At 63.2% G+C, this 23459-nt stretch carries 25 protein-coding genes, 1 tRNA gene and 2 pseudogenes (1 of these 28 only partly in view); 20 read left to right on the top strand and 8 right to left on the bottom strand.

Annotated elements, in window-relative coordinates:
• Positions 1–63 precede the first annotated feature (63 nt).
• Positions 64–360: a DEAD/DEAH box helicase gene (locus tag Q2941_RS25785; RefSeq protein ID WP_458194086.1), complete on the top strand. Its 297-nt coding sequence runs from the start codon at positions 64–66 to the stop codon at positions 358–360.
• A gap of 71 nt (positions 361–431) precedes the next feature.
• Here Q2941_RS25785 and Q2941_RS25780 read toward each other — a convergent pair whose 3' ends face one another.
• Positions 432–602: a DUF6894 family protein gene (locus tag Q2941_RS25780; protein ID WP_458194085.1), complete on the bottom strand. Its 171-nt coding sequence runs from the start codon at positions 600–602 to the stop codon at positions 432–434.
• A 574-nt stretch (positions 603–1176) separates the two neighbouring features.
• Here Q2941_RS25780 and Q2941_RS25775 point away from each other — a divergent pair.
• On the top strand, positions 1177–1395 hold the full coding sequence (locus Q2941_RS25775) for a helix-turn-helix domain-containing protein (protein WP_458194084.1): 219 nt from the start codon (positions 1177–1179) through the stop codon (positions 1393–1395).
• 21 nt (positions 1396–1416) lie between these two features.
• Here the strand turns inward: Q2941_RS25775 and Q2941_RS25770 are convergent.
• A pseudogene (locus tag Q2941_RS25770) lies at positions 1417–1593 on the bottom strand (integrase); the annotation flags it as partial.
• Between the two features lie 270 nt (positions 1594–1863).
• Here Q2941_RS25770 and Q2941_RS25765 point away from each other — a divergent pair.
• Positions 1864–2049 carry a hypothetical protein gene (locus Q2941_RS25765; protein ID WP_458194082.1) on the top strand — a complete coding sequence of 62 codons (186 nt, stop codon included), beginning with the start codon at positions 1864–1866 and terminating at the stop codon, positions 2047–2049.
• A 270-nt stretch (positions 2050–2319) separates the two neighbouring features.
• Positions 2320–3423, top strand: a pseudogene (locus Q2941_RS25760) (recombinase family protein); the annotation flags it as partial.
• A 21-nt stretch (positions 3424–3444) separates the two neighbouring features.
• Here the strand turns inward: Q2941_RS25760 and Q2941_RS25755 are convergent.
• On the bottom strand, positions 3445–3870 hold the full coding sequence (locus Q2941_RS25755) for a hypothetical protein (protein ID WP_458194081.1): 426 nt from the start codon (positions 3868–3870) through the stop codon (positions 3445–3447).
• Between the two features lie 103 nt (positions 3871–3973).
• Positions 3974–4050: transfer RNA gene (locus Q2941_RS25750), tRNA-Met, on the bottom strand.
• Between the two features lie 540 nt (positions 4051–4590).
• Between Q2941_RS25750 and Q2941_RS25745 the strand changes: the two genes are divergently transcribed.
• Positions 4591–6189 carry a GMC family oxidoreductase gene (locus Q2941_RS25745; protein ID WP_458194080.1) on the top strand — a complete coding sequence of 533 codons (1599 nt, stop codon included), beginning with the start codon at positions 4591–4593 and terminating at the stop codon, positions 6187–6189.
• 173 nt (positions 6190–6362) lie between these two features.
• Here Q2941_RS25745 and Q2941_RS25740 read toward each other — a convergent pair whose 3' ends face one another.
• Positions 6363–7124, bottom strand: coding sequence for an SDR family NAD(P)-dependent oxidoreductase (locus Q2941_RS25740; RefSeq protein WP_458194079.1), 762 nt, complete (start codon positions 7122–7124; stop codon positions 6363–6365).
• A 109-nt stretch (positions 7125–7233) separates the two neighbouring features.
• On the opposite strand from Q2941_RS25740, the gene Q2941_RS25735 reads away from it, so the two are divergent.
• The gene (locus Q2941_RS25735; RefSeq protein WP_254110694.1) at positions 7234–7746 is read left to right on the top strand and encodes a CvpA family protein; all 513 of its coding nucleotides are present in this window, start codon (positions 7234–7236) and stop codon (positions 7744–7746) included.
• Positions 7747–7868: 122 nt separating this feature from the next.
• Entirely contained in the window at positions 7869–8651 is a 783-nt protein-coding gene (locus Q2941_RS25730; protein ID WP_027522192.1) for an SDR family oxidoreductase, read from the top strand.
• Positions 8652–8812: 161 nt separating this feature from the next.
• Here the strand turns inward: Q2941_RS25730 and Q2941_RS25725 are convergent, their stop codons facing one another.
• Positions 8813–9289 carry a DUF3775 domain-containing protein gene (locus tag Q2941_RS25725; RefSeq protein WP_027522191.1) on the bottom strand — a complete coding sequence of 159 codons (477 nt, stop codon included), beginning with the start codon at positions 9287–9289 and terminating at the stop codon, positions 8813–8815.
• 110 nt (positions 9290–9399) lie between these two features.
• Here Q2941_RS25725 and Q2941_RS25720 point away from each other — a divergent pair, with 110 nt between their 5' ends.
• The 5 genes from Q2941_RS25720 to Q2941_RS25700 all read left to right on the top strand — a co-directional run bounded on the left by Q2941_RS25720 (position 9400) and on the right by Q2941_RS25700 (position 14182).
• Positions 9400–10251, top strand: coding sequence for an MBL fold metallo-hydrolase (locus Q2941_RS25720; RefSeq protein WP_458194078.1), 852 nt, complete (start codon positions 9400–9402; stop codon positions 10249–10251).
• A 224-nt stretch (positions 10252–10475) separates the two neighbouring features.
• Positions 10476–11318: a fumarylacetoacetate hydrolase family protein gene (locus Q2941_RS25715; RefSeq protein WP_458194077.1), complete on the top strand. Its 843-nt coding sequence runs from the start codon at positions 10476–10478 to the stop codon at positions 11316–11318.
• A 146-nt stretch (positions 11319–11464) separates the two neighbouring features.
• The gene (locus Q2941_RS25710; RefSeq protein ID WP_458194076.1) at positions 11465–12076 is read left to right on the top strand and encodes a glutathione S-transferase family protein; all 612 of its coding nucleotides are present in this window, start codon (positions 11465–11467) and stop codon (positions 12074–12076) included.
• Between the two features lie 25 nt (positions 12077–12101).
• Positions 12102–13295: a serine hydrolase domain-containing protein gene (locus Q2941_RS25705; RefSeq protein WP_458194075.1), complete on the top strand. Its 1194-nt coding sequence runs from the start codon at positions 12102–12104 to the stop codon at positions 13293–13295.
• Positions 13296–13312: 17 nt separating this feature from the next.
• Positions 13313–14182 carry an MBL fold metallo-hydrolase gene (locus tag Q2941_RS25700; RefSeq protein ID WP_458194074.1) on the top strand — a complete coding sequence of 290 codons (870 nt, stop codon included), beginning with the start codon at positions 13313–13315 and terminating at the stop codon, positions 14180–14182.
• 163 nt (positions 14183–14345) lie between these two features.
• Here the strand turns inward: Q2941_RS25700 and Q2941_RS25695 are convergent, their stop codons facing one another.
• Positions 14346–14888 carry a methylated-DNA--[protein]-cysteine S-methyltransferase gene (locus Q2941_RS25695; protein WP_027522185.1) on the bottom strand — a complete coding sequence of 181 codons (543 nt, stop codon included), beginning with the start codon at positions 14886–14888 and terminating at the stop codon, positions 14346–14348.
• 138 nt (positions 14889–15026) lie between these two features.
• Here Q2941_RS25695 and Q2941_RS25690 point away from each other — a divergent pair, with 138 nt between their 5' ends.
• Entirely contained in the window at positions 15027–15845 is an 819-nt protein-coding gene (locus tag Q2941_RS25690) for an alpha/beta fold hydrolase (protein WP_458194073.1), read from the top strand.
• Between the two features lie 2 nt (positions 15846–15847).
• Positions 15848–16660: an alpha/beta fold hydrolase gene (locus Q2941_RS25685; RefSeq protein ID WP_027522183.1), complete on the top strand. Its 813-nt coding sequence runs from the start codon at positions 15848–15850 to the stop codon at positions 16658–16660.
• A 184-nt stretch (positions 16661–16844) separates the two neighbouring features.
• Here the strand turns inward: Q2941_RS25685 and Q2941_RS25680 are convergent, their stop codons facing one another.
• Entirely contained in the window at positions 16845–17300 is a 456-nt protein-coding gene (locus tag Q2941_RS25680) for a carboxymuconolactone decarboxylase family protein (protein ID WP_035661913.1), read from the bottom strand.
• A 121-nt stretch (positions 17301–17421) separates the two neighbouring features.
• Between Q2941_RS25680 and Q2941_RS25675 the strand changes: the two genes are divergently transcribed.
• The 6 genes from Q2941_RS25675 to Q2941_RS25650 form a co-directional block, all read left to right on the top strand.
• Positions 17422–18279 (top strand): sigma-70 family RNA polymerase sigma factor, encoded by an 858-nt coding sequence (locus tag Q2941_RS25675; protein ID WP_027522181.1) that lies wholly within the window; start codon positions 17422–17424, stop codon positions 18277–18279.
• A gap of 94 nt (positions 18280–18373) precedes the next feature.
• The gene (locus tag Q2941_RS25670; RefSeq protein WP_458194072.1) at positions 18374–19627 is read left to right on the top strand and encodes a M20/M25/M40 family metallo-hydrolase; all 1254 of its coding nucleotides are present in this window, start codon (positions 18374–18376) and stop codon (positions 19625–19627) included.
• Positions 19628–19784: 157 nt separating this feature from the next.
• Positions 19785–20459, top strand: coding sequence for a GntR family transcriptional regulator (locus tag Q2941_RS25665; RefSeq protein ID WP_458194071.1), 675 nt, complete (start codon positions 19785–19787; stop codon positions 20457–20459).
• Positions 20460–20599: 140 nt separating this feature from the next.
• On the top strand, positions 20600–21400 hold the full coding sequence (locus Q2941_RS25660) for a phytanoyl-CoA dioxygenase family protein (protein ID WP_027522178.1): 801 nt from the start codon (positions 20600–20602) through the stop codon (positions 21398–21400).
• Positions 21401–21556: 156 nt separating this feature from the next.
• On the top strand, positions 21557–22867 hold the full coding sequence (locus Q2941_RS25655) for an NAD(P)H-dependent oxidoreductase (protein WP_458194070.1): 1311 nt from the start codon (positions 21557–21559) through the stop codon (positions 22865–22867).
• 183 nt (positions 22868–23050) lie between these two features.
• On the top strand, positions 23051–23459 hold the beginning of the coding sequence (locus tag Q2941_RS25650; RefSeq protein WP_027522176.1) for a TRAP transporter substrate-binding protein. 680 nt of this gene lie beyond the right edge of the window; 409 of the gene's 1089 nt are visible here — the first part of the coding sequence; it begins with the start codon at positions 23051–23053; the stop codon falls past the right edge of the window.

The raw sequence follows: 23459 nt of genomic DNA, 5'->3' as shown, positions 1-23459 counted from the left end.
GATGTGTATAAGAGACAGGATTTGGATCGGACCAAGACGCCCTAGGTGCAGTTGGTGAACCATATGATTCGCGCAACCGGTCTATTTCCCTATCTGCAACTTGCCAGCGCGTCGTGGGATCAGAAATACGTGCATCGCGCATTTGAGGTCGACGTTGGCCGCCGATTGGCAACCCTGCACCGCGAGCAATCCACCGTCCTCGCCAGACTCATGAACGGGAAGAGCATCGCGGTAAGCGCCCCAACGAGCTTCGGCAAGAGCTTCATCATCGACGCATTTATAGCCGCGAAGCATCCCGGTACGGTTGTCATCATCGTTCCGACAATCGCGTTAATGGACGAAACGCGAAGGCGGCTATAGATTCGCGAATTCGACTGTCAATCGGCGTCCGAAATTGCATTTCGATTCCAACCGAGGGCTATCACGTCGCGCTATTCGATTACGAAGCTAAATCTTGCCGCCAAGATTGGGCCACGATCATCGCGAACTTCAACTGCCATTCGATGCTGCGACCTGTCTCTGCCCCATTCGCGGGTTATCTCCGAAAGCGCAGCGGTCGCCTCCTGCCGCGCAGACTCGATGTCCGGCAGCTCTACCTTCATCGTCACGGATGAATTGGCTGCCGTCGCGGATATCAAAAAAGTATCTCTTCATTGCAACCGGCTCACGAGGGACCATCGAACAACTCTTGCAGTTCCAGATGATCTGCCTGCGTCCTTCTCTGCTGCATGGCCGAGCGACAATCATTTCCTGCAGCGTGAAAGGCAGTCAGTATGTTGGCTTGAGGTCAAGGCAAAGGCGAGCCGGCTAGAGCAAAGCAGCGCAATGCCAGCCGCAGTCAGTGCCAGGAGACTTCACGAGACAAGGTCGTGATGGGGCATGCAACGCTCGCGATTACGTCACAGAGCGAGAGCAGCACTCCTTGCCGTCGCCGCTCGACCGGCCGACGCATAGATTACTATTTGAATCGAGTGCACTATTCCTGCTGTTACTATGAGTAAATGCATTTTTCCGGCACGATCACGGGGCCGCTCGCCGCCTTGCGGCAAAAAAGGCGCAAAGGATTATAGGACTGAGATGCTTGAGCTGCTGCGTTTTGTAGGCAGCCTAACCCTGGGTCTGAATGCCGGGCATTGCGCGCCAATTCCCTGAGCTTACCCGACTTCTCGATCAGTCATCCGAGGTTTAAGGCGCGTTGCCGAGCGGCTGACCTGTACGATCGACGAAGCGTGCCAAGCCACCGGCCAGGGGCGTAAGAAAGTCTACGAGTTGATAGGCGCAGGAAAACTGGACACGAGGTCCGTCGGACGTCGGCGGTTGGTGCTTGTATCTTCACTTCAAGCGCTGCTCCAAGTGAATTGCCCAAGCACCAGCGGAAAAGAGGGGCTCGCGTAAACGGCAATCAGATCGCGGGCCTGTCCCCTTCGCATGCCCGACCAATGCGGCGATCGTGACATCGGTAACTCCCAGATCTTTGCAATTCTTGCAGAGCTATGCCGGAAGGACGTGCGGCGTGATGTCAGAGAGCGGCATATTTCCCAGTATCCTTTTCCCGTGATTGGGGAAGCTGCCGAAGGCGTTGTCGTCGCCCTGGGTGGAGGGAAGCGGGGCGCGCAGCAGGATTGCGGCAGGTCGTGCGCTAAAGCGCGATGAGATTAGGATTAATCACCATCGCACTTTAGGTTGTTGTTTGAGCGTGATGTTTTCGGAAAACCGCTCCGCACTTCCGGATCATGCTCTAGGGCACCGATACTACTGAGCGGCCCACTTACACGCAAATGTATCCGAAATCCGCATAGACGTTTTTGCGCACTTTCACTTCCACGGCAGCTTTGTTTTGACTGTGCCAGCGGAGGCACAGTCTTGAAAATCAAGAGCGTCGAAAATTCCGGGCTTTCGCCTGTAGCTGAAGCAGTCAGTCAGGCGAATGCTTCGGAACAGTCAGTCCTTCGCCTCGCCCGCCTGATCGGAAGACAAATGGCCCGTGACGATATCAAAAATCGTCGATCAGCCTATGCCTCGCCCGAGGAAGAAATCACCCAAATCTAGCCATAGCTTAGCCGACGCTCACCGCACGTCGTCCATTATGTAGCTCTTCGAGTGCGAAGCAAATGGGATGTGAGCGAAGACGGTCATCAGGCGGCGTTGCCTTACTCTGCATAACCTAGTTCGCTCCGGACCTTTCCTCGATGCTGGCGATATCCATTTCCTTATCAAACGTATAGCCGGGTGCGCGCGCATATAAATGCCGCGTTCATTCAATAGTTTGCCGCGACATGGCGCCATGTGTCGGCGCGAAAGGAATGCCAGGGGAAGTCAATGACGCGAGTTGCGCTCTATGCCCGATATTCGTCCGATAATCAACGGGACGCCTCAATCGAAGATCAATTTCGTATCTGCAAAGAGCGCGCAATGCGCGAAAAGTGGACGATCGTCAGCTCCTACAAGGATGCCGCAATTTCCGGTGCGAGCATGATCCTTCGTCCGGGCATCCAAGCCTTGTTGCTGGATGCTCAGAGCCGTGCGTTCGACGTCGTGCTCGCCGAGGCGCTCGATCGCATTAGCCGCGACCAAGCGGACGTGGCAACCCTGTTCAAGCAACTGCGCTTTGCCGGCGTTCCGATCGTCACCTTAGCCGAAGGGGAAATCACCGAGCTTCACGTCGGTCTAAAAGGGACCATGAATGCTCTGTTTCTGAAGGACCTAGCTGCGAAGACGCACCGCGGCTTGCGAGGTCGGGTAGAGGGTGGAAAGTCCGGTGGCGGGCTTTGCTACGGATACCGCGTCATCAAGCGGCTGGACGAGCGCGGAGATCGTATCCGAGGAGACCGAGAGATCGATCCGGCCCAGGCCGGCGTAATCCGGCGCATCTTTCGTGAGTTCGCCGCTGGCATCAGCCCGCGAGCGATCGCCGTGAAGCTCAACGCCGAAGGCGTTGCAGGTCCTGAGACCAAGCTGTGGAACGACACGACGATCCGCGGCCACATCAAGCGCGGCACCGGGATCATCAACAACGAGCTCTACCTGGGTCATCTCGTCTGGAATCGGCTGCACTACGTTAAGGATCCTTCGACGGGGAAACGCATCTCGCGTCTCAATCCGGAATCCGAATGGATCGTGACCAAAGTCCCAGAGCTTCGCATCATCGACGACGAGCTCTGGCAGCTAGTGAAGGCAAAGCAAAGTGAGATCGCCGAAAAATTTATTAATGTGACGGCGGCCGTCCGCGAGCACCACGCGAACAAACGGCTTAACAGTGCTCGCCGCCCAAAGTCGTTATTCTCGGGACTTGTGCTCTGCGGCTTGTGCGATGGCCCGTGTTCGCTCCGCGGCGCTGACCGCTTTGTCTGCTCGGCACATGTCAGCAACGGATCCTGTTCGAACGGCCGCACCTTGGCGCGGAGCGAGCTCGAACAACGCGTGTTGGGCGGGCTGAAGGACCGGTTACTGGCGCCAGACGTGGTCGCAGAAGCGATGCGCGCCTATGCGGAGGAGATGAACCGGCTGAACCGCGAGCGGCGTGCCAGCGGCGATGCTTGGCGTGCTGAACTGGCGAAGGTCGAGAAGCAAATCCACGGAATCATCGAAGCGATCAAGGAGGGCATGTTCCAGCGGTCGATGATCGCAGCGATGGACGCGCTGGAGGCTCGCAAAGCGGAGCTCTCTGCCCTGCTCGCCGAAGCCCCTGCGGATACCCCGGACATTCTCCCGAGCGCCTCGCAACTCTACGGCAAGAAGGTCGCCCACCTCACCGAGGCTTTGAACCGTCCGGAAGACCGGGCCGAGGCCGCCCAGGCTCTTCGTGGCCTGATCGAACGCATCGTTCTCCGCCCAGGTGCCAAGCGCGGCCAAATCGACGCCACGCTTCATGGCGATTTGGGCACCATCCTGAGCTGGACTGCTGCGCGTAACACGGAAAAGGGGGCACAAACCAAAACTCCCGCAGCCTCGGCTGCGGGAGTGTCGGTATCAGTGGTTGCGGGGATAGGATTTGAACCTATGACCTTCAGGTTATGAGCCTGACGAGCTACCGGGCTGCTCCACCCCGCGTTAAACTTTTGCAACGCCCCCCGAAGACGACCTGAGACGGTGAATGCGGACCAGCGCGCGTGGCGTGGCTTGCTTTCGCGTCCCAAAGGCTTCCTTGGAAGGCAACCCCGAGGCAAAGCCCGTCGGGTGCGAGGGCTATGTATCAACCGCCGTCCGCTTTGGAAAGGCCCGGCGGGACGTTTTTTTCGACTTTATGACAGGCCAAATGCACCCGTAACGGGCCGAAAAAGCTAGCACTTGCCATAAGTTCCGCAAAGGGCCAGCCTGTGGCAACAAGATAACGGGGAAACGCCATGTCAACCAGCCGATGGGCGTCGTCGGCGCCTCCGGCAGCGCCAGTCGGGCGAATCGGGCTTTAGGGCCTTCAGCAAGCTGAGGCCCGCATCGTCATTCCGGGGCACGCGTAGCGCGCGCCCGGAATCCATTTCGCAACACGTGACGCGGATGAATGGATTCTCAGATGCGCAATTTCGCATCATAGCTCGATGCTTCGCATCGCCCCGGAATGACAAGAAAAAGAAAACTGCGGGGGGAACAACAATGACTGACACATTCGATTTCGTCGTCGTGGGCGCGGGCTCAGGCGGCTGCGCGGTGGCGGGACGGCTCTCAGAGGACGGGCAGACCTCGGTCGCGCTGCTCGATGCCGGCGGCCGTTGCGACAACTGGGTCGTCACCACGCCCGGCGCGCTGGTGCTGATGGTGGCAGGCACCGTCAACAACTGGGCCTTCAACACCGTGCCGCAGAAGGGGCTGAACGGCCGCATCGGCTATCAGCCGCGCGGCAAGGGGCTCGGCGGCTCCTCCGCGATCAACGCCATGGTCTATATCCGCGGCCACCGCTGGGACTACAACCACTGGGCCTCGCTCGGCAACACCGGCTGGGCCTATGCCGACGTGCTGCCCTATTTCAAACGCTCGGAAGACAACGCCGATTTCGGCGGCGAGTATCACGGCAAGGGCGGCCCGCTCGCGGTCAATCGCTTGCGCTCCGGCAATCCGGTTCAGCAGACCTTCTTGCAGGCCGCGCAGGAAGCGCAATTCCGCATCCGCGAGGATTTCAACGCCGACGATCATGAAGGCCTCGGCATCTACCAGGTGACGCAGAAGAACGGCGAGCGCTGGAGCGCGGCGCGTGCCTATGTTCATCCCCACATGAACCGGCGCGCGAATTTGCGCGTCGAGACAGGGGCGCATGCGATGCGGATCCTGTTCGAGGGCAAGCGTGCTGTCGGCGTCGAATATCGGCAGGGCAAGGAGCTGAAGCAGCTGCGCGCGCGACGCGAGGTGATTTTGGCTGCCGGAGCGTTCCAGTCGCCTCACCTGCTCATGCTGTCAGGCGTCGGCGATGCAGCCGCGCTTCGTGAGCACGGCATCGCGAACGTGCATCATTTACCGGGCGTCGGCCAGAACCTTCAGGACCATCCTGACTTCATCTTCGGCTACATGTCCGACAACCCGAATTTTGCCGGCATCTCGCTGAAGGGCATGCCGCGGCTGATCCGCGCCATCCTGCAATATCGCAAGGAGCGGCGCGGTCCCCTCACCTCCAACTTCGCCGAATGCGGCGGCTTCCTGAAGACGCGGCCCGATCTCGACATCCCCGACATCCAGCTGCATTTCGGCATGGCCATGGTCGACGACCACGGCCGCAAGCGCCACGGCGGCACCGGTTTCTCCTGCCATGTCTGCCTGCTCAGGCCGAAGAGCCGCGGCAGCGTGTCGCTCGCAAGCAGTGATGCGAAGCAGGCCCCGCTGATCGATCCGAATTTTCTCGGCGAGGAAGAAGATCTCGAGAGCATGGTCGCGGGCTTCAAGACCACGCGGCGCCTGATGGAGGCGCCGGCGCTGCGCGCGCTCCAGCAGAAGGATGTCTTCACCGCCGACGTGCGCACCGACGACGACATCCGCAACATTCTGCGCGCCCGCGTGGACACAGTTTATCACCCCGTCGGCACCTGCAAGATGGGCACCGATCCGCTCGCCGTGGTCGATCCAAAGCTCAGGCTGCATGGCCTCGAGGCCCTGCGCGTCGTCGACGCCTCGATCATGCCGACGCTGATCGGCGGCAACACCAACGCACCGACCATCATGATCGGCGAGAAGGCCGCGGATATGATCAGGGCGGAGATGCGGTGACGAACTGCTCTCCCTCTCCCCGTTCTTACGGGGGCGCGACGAGCTTCGCTCGCGCTGGGAGGGTTGGGGTGAGGGGCTGCTTCCGCGATCACAACAACAGACGGCTCGCGGAGGTTCCCCTTCACCCGGATTGCATCTTCGATGCAATCCGGGTGAAGGGAGGCGAAGAAGAATCAACTCAGCAGAAACCCGCCGTCCACCGTCACCACGCTGCCCGTCATGTAGCGCGAGGCCTTTGAGGCCAGCAGCAGGATCGCTCCGTCGAGATCGGACTCGGCGCCGACGCGGCGCTGGGGGATGCGCTTGGCCAGGCGCTCGCCTGCCGGCGTCGACCAGAAATCGTGGTTCATCTCGGTGTCGATATAGCCCGGCGCCAGCGCGTTGACGCGGATGTTTTGCCCCGCAAGCTCCAGCGCCATCGCTCTCGTCGCCTGGATCATGCCGGCCTTGGAGATGGCGTAAGGCGAGACCGCTTTCAACACGCCGGTGCCGAGCACGGAGGCGATGTTGACGATATTGCCTGACTGCTTGCGTGCGATCATTCGTCGCGCCAGCTCGATGCTAAGGAAATAGGCGCCCTTGAGATTGGCGCCGACCACGGCATCCCAGTCCGCTTCCGTCTGCTCGGTCGCGAGCTTCTCGATCGCGATCCCCGCATTGTTGATCAGCACGGTGATGGGACCGAGCGCCGCCTCCGCGGCATCGACCGATTTGGCGATCGACCCCGTATCGGTGACATCGAGCGCGATCGCCGCAGCGCGGCCGCCCTTGCCGCGAATCTCCGCTTCGAGCGCCTTGAGCTTGTTCGTCTGGCGCGCGGCGAGCACGACGGCGGCGCCGTGCGCGGCGAGCACGCGCGCAAACTGGCGCCCCAGGCCCTGGCTCGCGCCGGTAATGAGGATGGTTTCTTTACTGACGTCGAATACGTCTGACATGGCAAGGTTCCAGGGTGTGCCCCCCGCATAGATACAGACGATTTTAGTGATCTGAAACCGGAATGATGGGTTTGCCGTTCACTCGTTCCATGCAGGCAGGGCGCAGCTCATGAACAGTTTCGATCTCGCAGTCTATGCAGCGCTGGCTGTGGCGATAGGATTCGGCTTCAGGACCGGTCTGCTGCGCAGTGCGATGACCATCCTGGCCTATCTCCTGGCTGCACCGATCTCCATCTGGATGGTGTCGCTCATCGCACCCCACGTGGTCGGTGAGAGCGCTTCGCCTCTGCTTCAGGGCTGGGTGTTGTTCTTCGGCGTTTTCGTCGCAACCGGCATGGCGCTTGGACATCTCGGCCGCGCCGCGCTGGACGATGCAGTCGGCGAAGCCGGGCTCGGAGACCGCATAGGCGGCGCAGCGCTCGGAGCCGTGCGGGTCGGCCTCGTCGCGACAACGCTGGTCCTGGTCTTCGATCAATTAGTGCCTGCCAACCGGCAGCCGCCGTTCCTCGTCGGCTCGCAATTGCGCCCGCTGTTCTCCGCTGCCGGACAGATGGGATTCAAGTCCCTGCCGCCTGAAGCCGCGGCCGCCATCGATCGCATCAAGAGGGAGCGGCCCATCTGACGCGGCGTGACCTTCTTCCGCGGGCGCGCCATGCATTTTGGCTACAGCCCGTCTCTTATCAACGGGAGCGAGGTTGGCTACAGTGGTGCCTCCAAACCTGCCTGACATTACGGAGTGAAACAGTGGATCTTGGGATCAAAGGTCGCCGCGCCATCGTCTGCGCATCGAGCAAGGGCCTCGGGCGCGCCTGCGCCATGGCGCTCGCCAACGAGGGCGTGCATGTCACGCTGACCGCACGCGGCGCGGACGCGCTGAAGGCAACGGCCGAGGAGATCCGGAAGGCCAACCCGGGCGTGACGGTCACCGAGATCGTCGGCGACATCACGACGCCGGCCGGGCGCGAGGCCGTGCTGAAGGCCTGCCCCGATCCGGACATCCTGATCAACAATGCCGGCGGCCCGCCGCCCGGCGATTTCCGCAACTGGACCCGCGACGACTGGATCAAGGCGATCGATGCCAACATGCTGACCCCGATCGAGCTGATCAAGGCGACGGTCGACGGCATGATGGCGCGCAAGTTCGGCCGCATCGTCAACATCACTTCGGCCGCCGTGAAGGCGCCGATCGAGATCCTGGGCCTCTCCAACGGCGCACGCGCCGGCCTTACCGGCTTCGTCGCCGGCCTCTCGCGCAAGACGGTGATCAACAACGTCACCATCAACGCCCTGCTGCCGGGCCCCTTCGAGACCGATCGCCTGCGCGGCACGGCGAAGGCCGAAGCCGACAAGCGCGGCATCACGCCGGAGCAGCTTCTGGCCGAGCGCGCAAAGCTCAATCCCGCCGGCCGCTTCGGCGATCCCGGCGAGTTCGGCTACGCCTGCGCCTTCCTATGCGGCGCCAAGGCCGGCTTCATCACCGGGCAGAACATCTTGCTCGACGGCGGTGCGTTCCCCGGGACGATGTAGGCTCTCTTGCCCTCTCCCCTTGTGGGAGAGGGTGCCTCGCGAAGCGAGGCGGGTGAGGGGTCTCTCTCCACGAGTCAGACTGCATCATGTGAGTTCGCGGAGACAACCCCTCATCCGGCGCTTCGCGCCACCTTCTCCCACAAGGGGAGAAGGGACTTCGATCACCGCCGCTTCGTCGGCTCGTCCTCGTCGCGCTCGCTGAAGCCTGACGAATCCGCGCTCGAGCGCTCGTCGGTCCAGTCGACGCCGAACGCGTCGAGGCCATCGGCGAGCAGATCGCCCAGCATCGGCTCACCCAAGAGATAGTGTGCGGTTTCTCGCCGGGGATTTTGATACTCGGTGCGCGCCTCGACGGCACGGGCACGTAGATCCTCCCAATCGTCCGGTCCACCATCGCCACGCCCGAGCCACATCAACGCGACGAGATCGATCTGCTCGTCCTCGTTCAGGGCGGCAATGAAGCTTGTAATCTCGCGGCCGACCGGATCGGAGCCGTTGTCCTGCAGCACGTCGATCGCATCGTCATCCGTTGGATTTGACCCCGAGTCCGGATCGGAGTCGGTCTCCTTGACGTCGTACTCGCGCGCCTTCTCGATCAAGAAGGCGACTTTCTCGGCGGAAATCGCTAGCTCCGGCATGGCTCCCTCCTGGGTTCCCCCGATAACGCCGCATCACAGCGGATGATCCATTGCGGCGGCTGGCGGAAACCCGCAATGTCCGCTCCAACCAGAACAAGAGGACGCGCCGGATGCGGTGGACGGTAGGCCAGGTCAGGATCACCAAATTCGTGGAAATGGAGACGGTCGGCTCGACGCGCTTCATCCTGCCGCTGGCAAGCAATGAGGAAATCCGAAAACTGCCCTGGCTGATCCCGCATTTCGCCACCGAGCAGGGCCGGCTGAAGATGTCGATCCATTCGCTGGTGGTAGAGACGCCGTCGCGCCGCATCGTCGTCGACACCGGCCTCGGCAACGACAAGCAGGGCCGCAACGTCCCGACCTGGAACAACCGCAACACGCCGTTTCTGGAGATGATGACGACGGCGGGCTTTGCGCCAGATAGCATCGATACGGTGCTGTGCACGCATCTCCATGTCGATCATGTCGGCTGGAACACGAGGCTCGATGGCGGCCAATGGGTGCCGAGTTTCCCGAACGCCGGCTACGTTTTCGGCAGAACGGAATACGAGTATTGGCGCGACCACTCGACCGAACCGGACAAGGCGGCCGTGTTCACCGATTCCGTGAAACCCATCGTGGACGCCGGCCTTGCTGAGCTGATCCCGAGCGACCACCGGCTGTGCGAGGAGATCAGCATGATCCCGACTCCCGGCCACAGCCCGGGCCACATGAGCGTCCTGATCCGCTCCGGCGGCGAGCAGGCGTTGCTCGCCGGCGATGCCGCCCACCACCCCTGCCAGATGGCGCATCTCGACTGGTGTTCGACGGTGGATTCCGACCCGCAACAATCAGCCAGGACGCGGCGCGATTTGTTCTCGCGTTTCGCCGATACCGCGACGCTGGTGATCGGCGGGCATTTCTCCGGCGGACACATCAAGCGCGACGGAGACGCGTTCAAGTTCGTGGCGTTACAATCGTAGGGTGGGTTAGCCCCGCGGCTGCGCGAAGCGCAGTCCGCTAGCCGTAACCCACCATTGTCTGCCTCAGCGCAAAGCGAAAGAGGTGGGTCACGCTTCGCTAACCCACCCTGCGATCATCCGAATTGAGAGGGCTGCAATGCACGGGCCCATAGGCGGTTGAAATTCCCGCCGCCCTGTTCCATGAAGCTATTTAACCGACCAGTCCATCCCAGGGAGAGACGAGAATGAAGCTTGTTCGTTATGGTGAAAAAGGTGCAGAAAAGCCCGGCCTGATCGACAAATCCGGCCAGCTGCGCGACCTCTCGGCCCATGTGAAGGACCTGACCGGCGAGGCCTATACGCCGGAGTCCCTGAAGAAGCTCGCAGCGCTCGATCCGGCCTCGCTGCCGGCCGTCGCGGGCAAGTCGCGGTTCGGCGCCCCCGTCACCGGGATCTCGAAATTCGTCGCGATCGGCCTCAACTACAGCGACCACGCCAAGGAGACCGGCGCGGCGATCCCGACCGAGCCGATCATCTTCATGAAGGCCAACACCGCGCTTTCCGGCCCGAACGATCCGGTCGAGAAGCCGCGCGGCTCTACCAAGCTCGACTGGGAGGTCGAGATCGCCGCGATCATCGGTACCCGTGCCAAATACGTCTCTGAAGCCGATGCGCTCAATTACGTCGCCGGCTATTGCGTCTGCAACGACGTCTCCGAGCGCCACTTCCAGACCGAGCGCCTGGGTCAGTGGACCAAGGGCAAGTCGCATGACACGTTCGGTCCGCTCGGACCGTGGCTTGCCACCAAGGACGAGATCAAGGACGTGCAGAACCTGTCGATGTGGCTCGACGTCAACGGCCAGCGCCGCCAGACCGGCTCGACCGCGACCATGATCTTCACCATGGCCAAGTGCGTCTCCTACGTCTCGCAGTTCATGACGCTGCTGCCCGGCGACATCATCACGACCGGCACGCCGCCCGGCGTCGGCATGGGCATGAAGCCGCCGACCTACCTCAATGTCGGCGACGTCGTCGCGCTCGGCATCGAAGGCCTCGGCGAGCAGCGCCAGGAGATCGTCGCGGCGTAGGCAACGGTCTCGACCGCTGCCACACCGTCATTGCGAGGAGCGAAGCGACGAAGCAATCCAGACTATTTCCGCGGAGACAATCTGGATTGCTTCGCTTCGCTCGCAATGACGAACTTGAACTGCCGCATCCGCCCTAGGACATTGAAATGAAACTCACCTTCTCCCAGGCCTCGCCCTTCGCGCGCAAGGTGCGCATCGCCGCGATCGAGCTTGGGCTCGTCGACAAGATCGAGTTCGTCACCGCAACCGTCGCGCCGGGGCAGGCGAATGAGGACTATTCGCGCATCACGCCGCTGAAGAAGCTGCCAGTGCTGATCACCGACAATGGCGAGGTGATCCTCGATTCCTACGTCATCGTCGAATATCTCAACGAGCTCGCCGGCGGCAATCTGATCCCGGATTACGGCCCGCGCCGCTGGTCGGCCAAGACCGATCATTCGCTGATCAACGGCATGCTCGATTCCATGCTGCTGTGCCGCTACGAGAGGATGGTGCGGCCGCAGGGCCTGCAATGGCAGGCCTGGTCGGACGACCACTGGAACCGGGCCTGGACCGGCATGGCGCGGTTCGAGAACCGCCCCGAAGTCCTGAACGGTCCGTTCGACATCTCGCAGATCGGCCTCGTCTGCGTGCTCGGCTATGCCGACTTCCGTTTCGCCGACTGCGGCTGGCGCAAGGCCTATCCGAAGCTCGACGCTTTCCATCAGAAGATGCTGGAGCGGCCCTCCGTGAAGATCTCGGTGCCGCCGGCCGCGTAGCGACGATATTCCGGGAGAAATGACGATGCGCGACCGTTCTCCCCGCCTCAAAATTCTCGGCGCGAGCCTCGCGCTCGCGTTGACCGTCTCAGCGGCTTATGTGCGAGCTGATGGCATAGCGCCTGGACAACGAAATCTCGCCTGCGGTTCGCCATCGTCGATCGACGACGGCTGGGTGACCGCGTCGCCCGAGAGCGTCGGCATGGATGGCACGCTGCTCTGCGGCATCGCCGCGCGGCTCGAGCAACGGGCTACCGCAGTCCATTCGGTCGTCGTCGCGCGTCACGGCAAGCTCGTCTTCGAGCAATATTTTCCCGGATACGATCAGCCCTGGGGACAGCCGGAAGGCCAACACGAGTTCACGGCCACCACCAAGCACGACATGCGCTCGGCATCCAAGAGCGTGACGTCGCTGCTGGTCGGCATCGCTATCGACCGCAAGCTGATCGCCAGCGCCGATGAGCCCGTGCTGAAATTTTTCCCCGACTACCAGGCCGAGAAGCAGGCCGGGTGGGAAACCATCACGCTACGCCATCTCCTCACGATGTCCTCCGGCATCAAATGGGACGAGGCGCGGGCCTGGACCGATCCCAAGAACGACGAGCCGCATCTCGGCTTCGAGCCGGATCCGATCGGCTATGTGCTGTCACGACCTGTCGCCGCGCCACCGGATACGCTGTGGACCTACAATGGTGGCGGGACCGATCTGCTCGGCAACATCATCGAGCGCGTCTCGGGAAAGCCGCTGGAAGCTTTCGCGCGCGAGGCGCTGTTTCAGCCGCTCGGCGTCACCGACCTCGAGTGGAAGGCCTATCCGAAGAACGGCAAGGTCGCAGCTGCCGCCGGCCTCCGCCTACGGCCGCGCGATGCGGCGAAGGTCGGCCAGCTCGTGCTCAATCGCGGGCAGTGGAACGGCCAGCAGATCGTCTCGGCAGAGTGGATCGCGCAATCGATCGCGCCGCGCTTCCAGGCGATCGGCTATTTTGGCAGTACGCTGTTCTACGGCTATCAATGGTGGATGGGTCGCTCGCTCGCAGACGGCAGGGAAATCAAATGGATCGGCGCCTTCGGCTGGGGCGGCCAACGTATCTTCATCGTGCCCGAGCTTGATCTCGTCATGATGACCACCGCTGCGCAGTATGGTCAGCCGAAGGAAGGCGTGGCCGCCATCGACATCCTTTCCAATATCGTCATTCCATCCGTGCGCGACGCGCATTGATACCAGGAGAAGCTAGCATGAGCCTCACATTTTCGGTCGGCGATCTCACCATCCATCGCGTCATCGAGCAGGAAGCCCCCTTCTTCGCAGCGCTGGAGTTCTTGCCCGGGCTGACACCGGAGGTGCTGGCCGAGAACCGGGCGTGGATGAAGCAGGCGAAAGCGCTCGACGACAACGATGTGCTGATGCTCTGCTTCCAGTCCTATGTGGTGAAGACACCGCATCACACCATCCTGATCGATAGCTGCGTCGGCAACGACAAGCCACGCCCGCAGCGGCCGGCCTGGCACATGAAGACCGACGATACGTATTTGCGTGCGCTGGGCGACGCCGGTGTCTCGGTCGATGACATCGACTTTGTGATGTGCACGCATCTGCATGTCGATCACGTCGGCTGGAATACGCGGTTGGAGAACGGCCGCTGGGTGCCGACCTTCCCCAAGGCGCGCTATCTGTTCGCCAGGCAGGAGTTCGACTACTGGTCCGAGCAGAACGCGAAGGCGCCCGTGCCGCCTTTCGTCGACAGCGTGCTGCCGGTGGTCGAAGCCAAACGCCATGAGCTGGTCAGCAACGACCATCAGATCGGCGATCATGTTCGCATCCTGCCGACGCCGGGTCACACGCCCGGCCACGTCGCCTTCACCTTCGGCCGCGGCAAGGACGACGCCGTGTTCTCCGGCGATCTCATGCACTCGCCGCTCCAGACGCTCTATCCGGAGCTGTCGATCAAGTTCGACGTCGACCAGGCGCAGGCGGCGAAAACCCGGCGCAGTTTCCTGGAGCGCTATTGCGACACCGATACGCTGTGCTGCACCGCGCATTTCCCCTCGCCGTCGAGCGGCAAGATCCGCCGCAAGGGCAACGCGTTCGTCTGCGCGGCGGTGTGAGCGCTTGCTTCGCCTCTCCCCGCCTGCGGGGAGAGGCCGACGCGCGGAACGCGCGGCGGGTGAGGGGGACTCTCCGCGAGTCCAACGGTCGTCGAATTTGCGGAGACAGCCCCTCACCCCAACCCTCTCCCCGTAAGAACGGGGAGAGGGAAAAGGCCAGAGCTCAATCAAACAAGCTCGGCGTGTGGTTGACCAGCGCGCCTTCGATCTCGAGCATTTTCAGCTTCGTCACCACGCCGCCATTGGCGGAGAAGCCGCCGGGCTTGTTGCCGGCGGCGAGCACGCGGTGGCAGGGGACGACGATCGGGCACGGGTTGCGGCCGAGCGCCTGGCCGACCTCGCGCGACAATTCGACACCGCCGAGTCGCTTGGCGATATCACCATAGGTCATGGTCTTGCCGGGCGGGATGGTGCGGGCGATCTCGTAGACGCCGCGGTTGAAGTCGGGAACACCATCGAGATCGAGCGGAATGTCGGTGAGATCATCCGGCTCGCCATCGAGCAGCTTGACGATGCGGTCGATCGCCTGCTTCACCTCGGCCGTCGGCTGGGCCTCGCTGGCATCAGCGTGACGCTGGTGGATGCGGGTGCGGATCTTGTCCTCGCCGCCCATCGGCAGTTGCACGCCGTTGATGCCGCGCGGGCCCCAGGCGATGGCACACAGGCCGATTTTGGTCTCGAACAGGACGAAATGCTGGTCAGTCATGACTAGGTTCCTGGGCTCTTCCTCGTCGCAGGCCCCCGCTTGTGATCTTCCCGCGAAATGTAGGCTTGGAAATAGTTGCGATCCACCCGGTTTCCGGGAATCTTGCACAGGAGTTCCCCGCGCCTTTCGAGAGCCTTCATGCAGAGCCTTCACGTCAACGGATATGATATGCCCTATCTCGACGTGGGCGAAGCCAGGGCGGGACCGCCGCTAGTCTGCGTGCACGGTTCGCTCAACGATTTCCGGGTCTGGGGCAGCGTGCTCGGACCGCTGTCGCAGCGGCACCGGCTGATCTGCGTCAGCCTGCGGCACTTCTTCCCGGCGCAATGGGACGGTGTCGGCGACACCTATTCCATTGCGCAGCATGTCGACGACGTCATCGCCTTCATCGAGAAGCTCGATACCGGTCCCGTCGACCTGATGGGCCATTCCCGCGGTGGGCACATCTGCTTTCGTGTCGCGCAGGCGCGGCCGGATCTGCTGCGCCGGCTGATTCTCGCCGAGCCCGGCGGCGAACTCGATGCGAGCCTTGATCCGGATTACACCGGCGGTCCCTCGCCGCTGCTGGCGCGTTTCACGGCCTCCGCGGAGAAGATCGCGGCCGGCGACGTCGATGGCGGCCTCGCCGTGTTCGTGGATACGCTGGAGGGACCCGGCACCTGGCCGCGGCTGCCGGCGATGGTGAAGCAGAATCTGCGCGACAACGCGTATACTCTGATCGGCCAGGTCAGGGATAACCGCCCGCCATTTTCAAAGGTCGATGCGGAGTCGATTCTGATGCCGACGCTGTTCATCCTCGGTGCCCGGACCAAAGGCCTGCTGCCGAAAGTGCTGCACGCGCTCGCAGCGCATGTGCCCTACTCCAGGACGGCGATCATCGCGAACACGACGCATCCGATGTTCGAGCAGGCGCCACAAAAATATTCGGACGTGGTGCTGGATTTTCTGGCGGGCTGATCATGCAGACTGTTCACGTCAACGGATACGACATGGCCTATCTCGAGGTCGGAGAAGGCTTGCCGCTGGTCTGCGTGCACGGCACGCTCGGCGATTTCCGCACCTGGTATTCGGTGCTCGGCCCGCTCTCGAAAAGGCATCGCGTGATCGCGGTCAGCCTGCGGCATTTCTTTCCCGAGCACTGGAACGGCGCCGGCGAGGACTACAAGATGGCCCAGCATGTCGCCGACGTCATCGGCTTCATCGAAAGAATCGGGCACGCGTCGGTCGATCTGATGGGGCATTCGCGCGGCGGGCACATCGCGTTTCGCGTGGCGCAGGCGCGGCCTGACCTGTTGCGCAAGCTGGTGCTCGCCGAGCCCGGCGGCGATCTCGATGCAAGCCTGCCAGTCCCGGCAGACATGCCCGCCCATCCACCGCTCGCCGCGCGCACGGCGCTCTCGGTCGAGATGATCCATGCCGGCGACGTCGAAGGCGCGCTCCGGAATTTCTATGAGGGCATCGAGGGCGACGGCACCTGGCGGCGCGTGCCGGCGGCCGCGAAACAGCAACTGCGCGACAACGTCGTCACCTTCCTCGGCCAGCTCAACGAGCAGCGCAAGCCCTACATGCTGGCCGACGCGCAGGCGATCACGACGCCGACGCTACTGATCGGCGGCGGCGCGACGACCGGCAGCCTGTCGGTGATCTGGCGCGTGCTGGCCGAGCACATCGCCGGCGCGAAGACGGCGGTGATCGCGAATGCCGGCCACTGGATGTTCGAACAGGCGCCGCACGAGTATGGCAAGGTGGTGAGCGAGTTCTTGGAGGGGTAGTTCTCTTCCCCTCTCCCCTTGCGGGAGAGGGTGGATCGACGGCGCGGAACGCGGCGGCGAGACGGGTGAGGGGTCTCGCTCCGCGCATACATCTCTTAAAGTGAATTCGCGGATGTAACCCCTCATCCGGCGCTTCGCGCCACCTTCTCCCGCAAGGGGAGAAGGAAGACCGGTGCTCGCCTCGCTACACCTTCCACACGCCGACCGGCATCTTGATTGTCGCGTTCAGGCGGTTCCAGACATTGATCGTGGCGATCGAGAGGATCAGGGTCGCAAGCTCGCGCTCGTCGAAATGCTTGGCAGCCTCGTTCCAGATCGCATCCGGAACGGGGTCTGCCCGATCCGCAAGACGCGTGACCGCCTCAGTGAGTGCCAGCGCGGCGCGCTCTGCTTCGGTGAAATAGGGCGTATCGCGCCAGGCCGAGACCGCGAACAGCCGCTCATCGGTCTCGCCAGCCTTGCGGGCGAGCTTGGGATGCATATCGACACAGACGCTGCAGCCATTGATCTGGCTGGCGCGCAGGTGCACGAGTTCCAGGAGTTTTTCCGGCAGTCCCTGCTTGTTCACCTCGTTCAGCGCCTGCATCGCCTTCATGGCCTCAGGCAGGACCATGACCGGATGATTCATACGTGCGTGCATCATGTCGTGTCTCCATTTCGAAGCCGGAAGTTCCGGCGAGAGGAATTTCGACGGATCCGGTCACATCGGCCGAATTTGTCTCGTCATGGGCATGACGGACCACGACCAGGGGATGTGACCGATGACTGAAGAAAATTTTCTAGCCCGGCAATTCGAGGCCAATCGGGACCATTTGCGCAGCGTCGCTTACCGGATGCTGGGCACGCGCGGCGAGGTCGACGACGCCGTGCAGGAGACATGGCTGCGGCTCAGCCGCAGCGACACCTCGGATGTCGCGAATTTGCGGGGCTGGCTGACCACCGTTGTTGCGCGCATCTGCCTCGACATGCTCCGCGCACGCAAATCGCGCCGCGAGGATCCGATTGGCCCGGACGTGCCGGAGCCGGTCGACGATGCGCGTGAGCGCGAGGCCGAGATGGCCGATTCCGTCGGCGCCGCGCTCCTCGTGGTGCTGGAGACGCTGCAACCGGCAGAGCGGCTCGCCTTCGTGCTGCATGACATGTTCGCCGTTCCCTTCGAAGAGATCGCGCCGATCGTCGGTCGCTCGGTGGATGCATCGCGCCAGCTCGCGAGCCGCGCCAGGCGCCGTGTGCAGGGCGCGCCGGTGCCGGATGCGGATTTTTCCCGGCAGCGGACGATCGTCGATGCGTTTCTGGCCGCCTCGCGCGAGGGTAATTTCGAGGGACTGCTCGCCGTGCTCGATCCCGACGTCGTCGTGCGCGCCGATGAGGCCGCGGTGCGACTCGGCTCGCTGCCGGAGATCCGCGGCGCCACGGCTGTCGCCGAGACGTTTAGGGGACGCGCCCAGGCTGCACGGCCCGCACTCGTCGATGGCAAAATGGGTGTTGCTGTCATCCTCGGTGGGCATTTGCGGATCGCGCTGCGCGTCACTTTCAAAGGCGACAGGATCGCCGGGATCGAGGCGATCGCCAATCCAGAAGCGATCGGCGCATTGGACGTGGAGGTGCTGGAGAAGTAGGGCGCAACGCGTCTTGGAGTCGATGCGGCGGCGATGCTAAGCTGATTGGCAATCGCGCGCGGTGCCGGCGCGCGAGACGCAGAAGGACAGCTCGATGACACTCCGCCTCGTTCCCCTCCTCGCCGTATCCCTGCTCGTCCTTGTGAGCGCCAACGCCACGGCGCTCACGGCCGCCGACGAGAAGCTGAAGGCCGCCGCCGAGCAGGAAAAGGCGCCGCTGATCGAGACGCTGCACGATATGGTGATGATCGAGAGCGGCAGCAGCGATGTCGAGGGGCTCGCGAAGATGGCGGACTTCACCGAAGCGCGGTTGAAAGCGCTGGGCGCGACGACGCGGCGGCAGAAGACCACGGCAGGCGCCGGCGCCGATATCGTCGTCGGCACCTTCGAGGGCACCGGCAAGCGCAAGCTGATGCTGATCGGGCATATGGATACGGTGTATCAGCGCGGCATTCTCGCGACTGAGCCGTACCATGCCGATGGCACCAAGATCTTCGGACCCGGCATTGCCGATGACAAGGGCGGCATCGCCGTGATCCTGCACACGCTCAAGATCCTGAAAGACACAGGCTGGCGCGACTACGCCACGCTCACGGTCTCCCTCAATCCGGACGAGGAGGTCGGCTCGATCGGCTCGGGCGAATTCATCTCAGAGCTCGCCGATCAGCATGACGTGGTGCTGTCGTGCGAGCCGACGGCCGCCTCGCCGCCGGCGCAGAACGATTCACTGCTGCTGGGTGCCAGCGGCACCGCGACTGGAACGATCAAGGTGAAGGGACGCGCCTCGCATGCCGGCGCGGCGCCGGACCGCGGCCGTAACGCGCTGATCGAGCTTTCGCACCAGCTGCTGCAAACCCAGGATGTCGCGAAATCCATCCCCGGCACGCAGCTCAACTGGACGACGTCGAAGGCCGGCACCGTGCGCAACCAGATTCCGGAAGATGCCGAGGCCGGCGCCGACATCCGCCTCACCGTTTCCGACGGCATTGCCAAGCTCCAGGCCGCGCTCGACGAGAAGATCAAGAACAAGCTTGTGCCCGACACCGAGACGACGGTGTCGATCGTGCCGGGACGTCCGCCCTTCGTTGCCGGCGAGCGCGGCCGCGCGCTCGCACAGGAGGGACAGGCGATCTACGCGGAGCTCGGTCGCAAGCTCGACATCGCCGAGATGACGGGTGGGGGGACCGACGCCGGCTATGCCAATCGCAGTGGCAAGGCGGTCGTGGTCGAAAGCTTTGGCCTTGCCGGCTTCGGCTATCACGCCCGCGACGAGTACATCGACACCCATTCGATCGTGCCGCGGCTCTATCTGATGACGCGCATGCTGATCGAGCAGGGGAAGAAGTAGCGGCTTCACCCCACCCCGCCTGTGGGAGGGATAAAAAGTCAAGCATCTTCAATAGATTAGTCCGCCAGAAATGATGATCTACGGCCCGCTTGACGCCCCCGCTCCTCCCGCGATAGTTTCGCATACGGAATTCCGTATTCCGAAAGGAGCCGCCGGCGTGATCCCGCTCGACCCGCTGCCCAATCTGATCGACCAGGTCTATGCGCGCATCCTGGAGGCGATCACGGATCGCACCTTGCAGCCCGGTCAACGCATCCGACAGAACGAACTGGCTGACAAGCTCGGCGTGTCGCGCCAGCCGGTGTCGCATGCGCTGCATCTGTTGCATCGGCAAGGTCTCGTCGCGGATAGCGGCCGGCGCGGGTTCGAAGTCACTCAACTCGATCCCACGCGCATTCGTCAGCTCTACGAGGTGCGCAGCGCCATTGATGCGCTGGCGGCGCGGCTCGCCGCTGAACGGATCGCGAGCGATGCCGCGGGACGCGAGCGGCTTGCGGCCGCGTTGCGCGCCGGACGCGCCATCAACCGCAAGACGTCATTGAACGAACTGATCGCGCTCGACGTCGAGTTTCACCGTGCGATCTATCACCTCGCCGGCAATCCCGTGATCGAGGAGACGATCGCGCCGCAATGGCCGCATATGCGCCGCTCGATGGCGACCGTGCTGTCCGAACTCGACTATCGCGAGAGCGCCTGGGCCGAGCACGCGACGATTGCCGGACACATTCTGGCCGGTGAAGCCAAAGCGGCGGAGCGCGCCGCGCTTGCGCATGCGCAGACGGCCGGACGAATGACCGAGGAGAGATTGAGAGCGACGGAGGAAGCCGCGTAGCAATTCGCGCCGTCATTCCGGGATGGTCCGACGGACCAGACCTCAGATGTGCAATTGCGCAACGGGGAATCTCGAGATTCCGGGTTCACGCTTCGCGTGCCCCGGAATGACAACTATAATAATCAACGAAGGATGCACCCATGAAACTGAGCCAGGAGCAATCGGAGTTCTTCCATCGCGAGGGCTGGCTGTTCCTCCCCGAGCTGTTTGCCCAAGAGGAGGTCGATTTCCTCGCGCGCGAGGCGGTCGGCATCTACGACACTGACCGGCCCGAGGTCTGGCGCGAGAAGAGTGGCGCGCCGCGCACGGCCTTCGCCGCGCATCTCTACAACCAGGCTTTCGGCGTGCTTGGCAGGCATCCGCGCATGATCGAGCCGGTCGAGCAGGTGTTCGGCGAGCCGGTCTACATGCACCAGTTCAAGATCAACGCGAAGTCGGCTTTCACCGGCGACGTCTGGCAGTGGCACCAGGACTACGGCACCTGGAAGCGCGACGACGGCATGCCCGAGCCGCGCGCGATGAACATCGCGATCTTCCTCGACGAGGTGATGCCGATCAACGGTCCCCTGATGCTGGTGCCGCGCAGCCAGAATGCCGGCGACTTGGAGGCCTCGCACGATCTTGCAACCACCTCCTATCCGCTGTGGACGCTGGACGAGGAAACCGTGACGCGCCTCGTCAAGCAGGGCGGCATCGTCGCGCCGACCGGCAAGCCAGGAGGCATGCTGATGTTCCACGGCAATCTCGTGCACGGCTCGAGCGGCAACATCACGCCCTACCCGCGCAAGATCGTGTACCTGACGCTGAACGCGGTCTCGAACTACATCCGCAAGCCGACGCGGCCGGAGTACATCGCGCACCGCGATTTTGCGCCGATCAGGACGGTCGACGACGACGCGCTGCTGCGGCTCGCACGTGCGCCGCGGCAGGCGGCGGAGTAGATAGGTCTCGAGCCCCGGACGCAGCGCAGCGCGCAAGCGGTGCGCTGCTGAGCCGGGGCCCATGCCACTCGCACTTCTCTTTCTGGGTCCCGGCTCTGCGGAGCAGCGTTTCACGCTGCACCGCGTCCGGGACACGATACTTGATCGGATAGCAACATGAACCTCTTCTCCCTCCTCCAGGTCCGCGCTGCCGCCGGCAAGCCGGTGCGCGTGGCGCTGATCGGCGCCGGCAAGTTCGGCTCGATGTTCCTGTCGCAGGTGCCGCATGTGCCGGGGCTGGAGGTGCCCGTCATCGTCGATCTCGACCGCGACCGTGCGCGCGAGGCGTGCCGGACGGTGGGTTGGGACGCCGAACGCATCGCGGCGACCAGCTTCACCGATGACGGCGTGCGCGCGATGAATGGCCCGATCGACGTCGTGGTCGAGGCGACCGGCAATCCCGCCGTCGGCATCCGCCACGCGCGTGCGGCGATCGCGGCCGGCAAGCACATCGTGATGGTCAATGTCGAAGCCGACGTGCTGGCGGGCCCACTGCTGGCACAGGAAGCGCGAAAAGCGGGTGTCGTCTACTCGCTCGCCTATGGCGATCAGCCGGCGCTGACGGCCGAGATGGTCGACTGGGCGCGCGCTACCGGCTTTCGTGTGGTCGCGGCCGGCAAGGGCACCAAATACCTGCCGTCCTATCACGACGTAACGCCCGATGGCGTCTGGCAGCATTACGGCCTCACTGCGGGCGACGCGCAGTCGGCCGGGATGAATCCGCAGATGTTCAATTCCTTTCTCGACGGCACCAAGTCGGCGATCGAGATGGCGGCGATCGCCAATGCCTGCACGCTCGATGTACCGACGGATGGGCTGCTGTTTCCCCCATGCGGCGTCGACGACCTCCCGCACATCATGCGACCGCGCGACAAGGGTGGTGCATTGGAGCGATCAGGCGTGGTCGAAGTTGTGTCATCGCTCGAGCGTGACGGCCGGCCGGTGTTTCGCGATTTGCGCTGGGGCGTCTATGTCGTGCTGGAGGCGCCGAACGATTACGCCGCGGATTGCTTCAGGCAGTACGGCCTGAAGACCGACGCGAGCGGCCGTTATGCCGCAATGTACAAGCCCTATCATCTGATCGGACTGGAACTGAACATCTCGATCCTGTCGGCGGCGCTGCGCGGCGAGCCCACTGGTCAAGCGACAGGCTTCCGCGGCGACGTCGCGGCGGTCGCCAAGCGCAATCTTCGCGGGGGCGAGATGCTTGACGGGGAAGGCGGCTATACCGTGTGGGGCAAGCTGATGCCGGCAGCAAGCAGCCTGAAGATCGGCGCGCTGCCGATCGGCCTTGCCCACAGGGTCAAGCTGAGACAAGACGTCGCGCATGGCCAGGTGGTGCGCTGGAGCGACGTCGAATTCGACGCCAATAACGAGACGGTCAGGATCCGCAAGGCCATGGAGGCTGCGTTCGCAGCGCAGCATTGATCAACCACACGTCGAACGGCTGAGGGCGGCGGCCTTGATTTGCGGTTTCCCTTTCGTCATCCTGACTGCGATCCGGGCCTGACAGAGTTCGGACAAAAAAAAGCGTCGGCTGCCGGCGAACAACAAGCGACAACAAGGTCGCGATCCCTCGTCGAGCATTCGACTACAACAGAGGGGAAACGCATGGAACGTCGTAAGTTTCTGACGGCGGGCGGTCTTGGCCTTGCCGCGAGCACGATTGCTGCGCCGGCCATCGCACAGTCGATGCCGGACGTGAGGTGGCGGCTGGCGGCAAGCTGGCCGAAGGCGCTCGATACGCTCTATGGCGGCTGCGAATATTTCTGCAAGCGCGTCGCCGAGATCACCGACAATCACTTCCAGATCCAACCCTTCGCCGCCGGCGAAATCGTCCCGGGCCTCCAGGTGCTCGACGCCGTGTCGAACGGCACAGTCGAGATCGGCAACACGGCGCTCTACTACTACTGGGGCAAGAACCCTGCGTTCACGTTCGGCACCTCGCTGCCGTTCGGGCTCAACACGCGCCAGCACATCTCCTGGCTGTTGTGGGGCGGCGGCCAGGACCTGCTCAACA

It is taken from the genome of Bradyrhizobium sp. UFLA05-153 (assembly GCF_054185185.1).
This window is presented reverse-complemented; position numbering and strand designations above follow the sequence as displayed.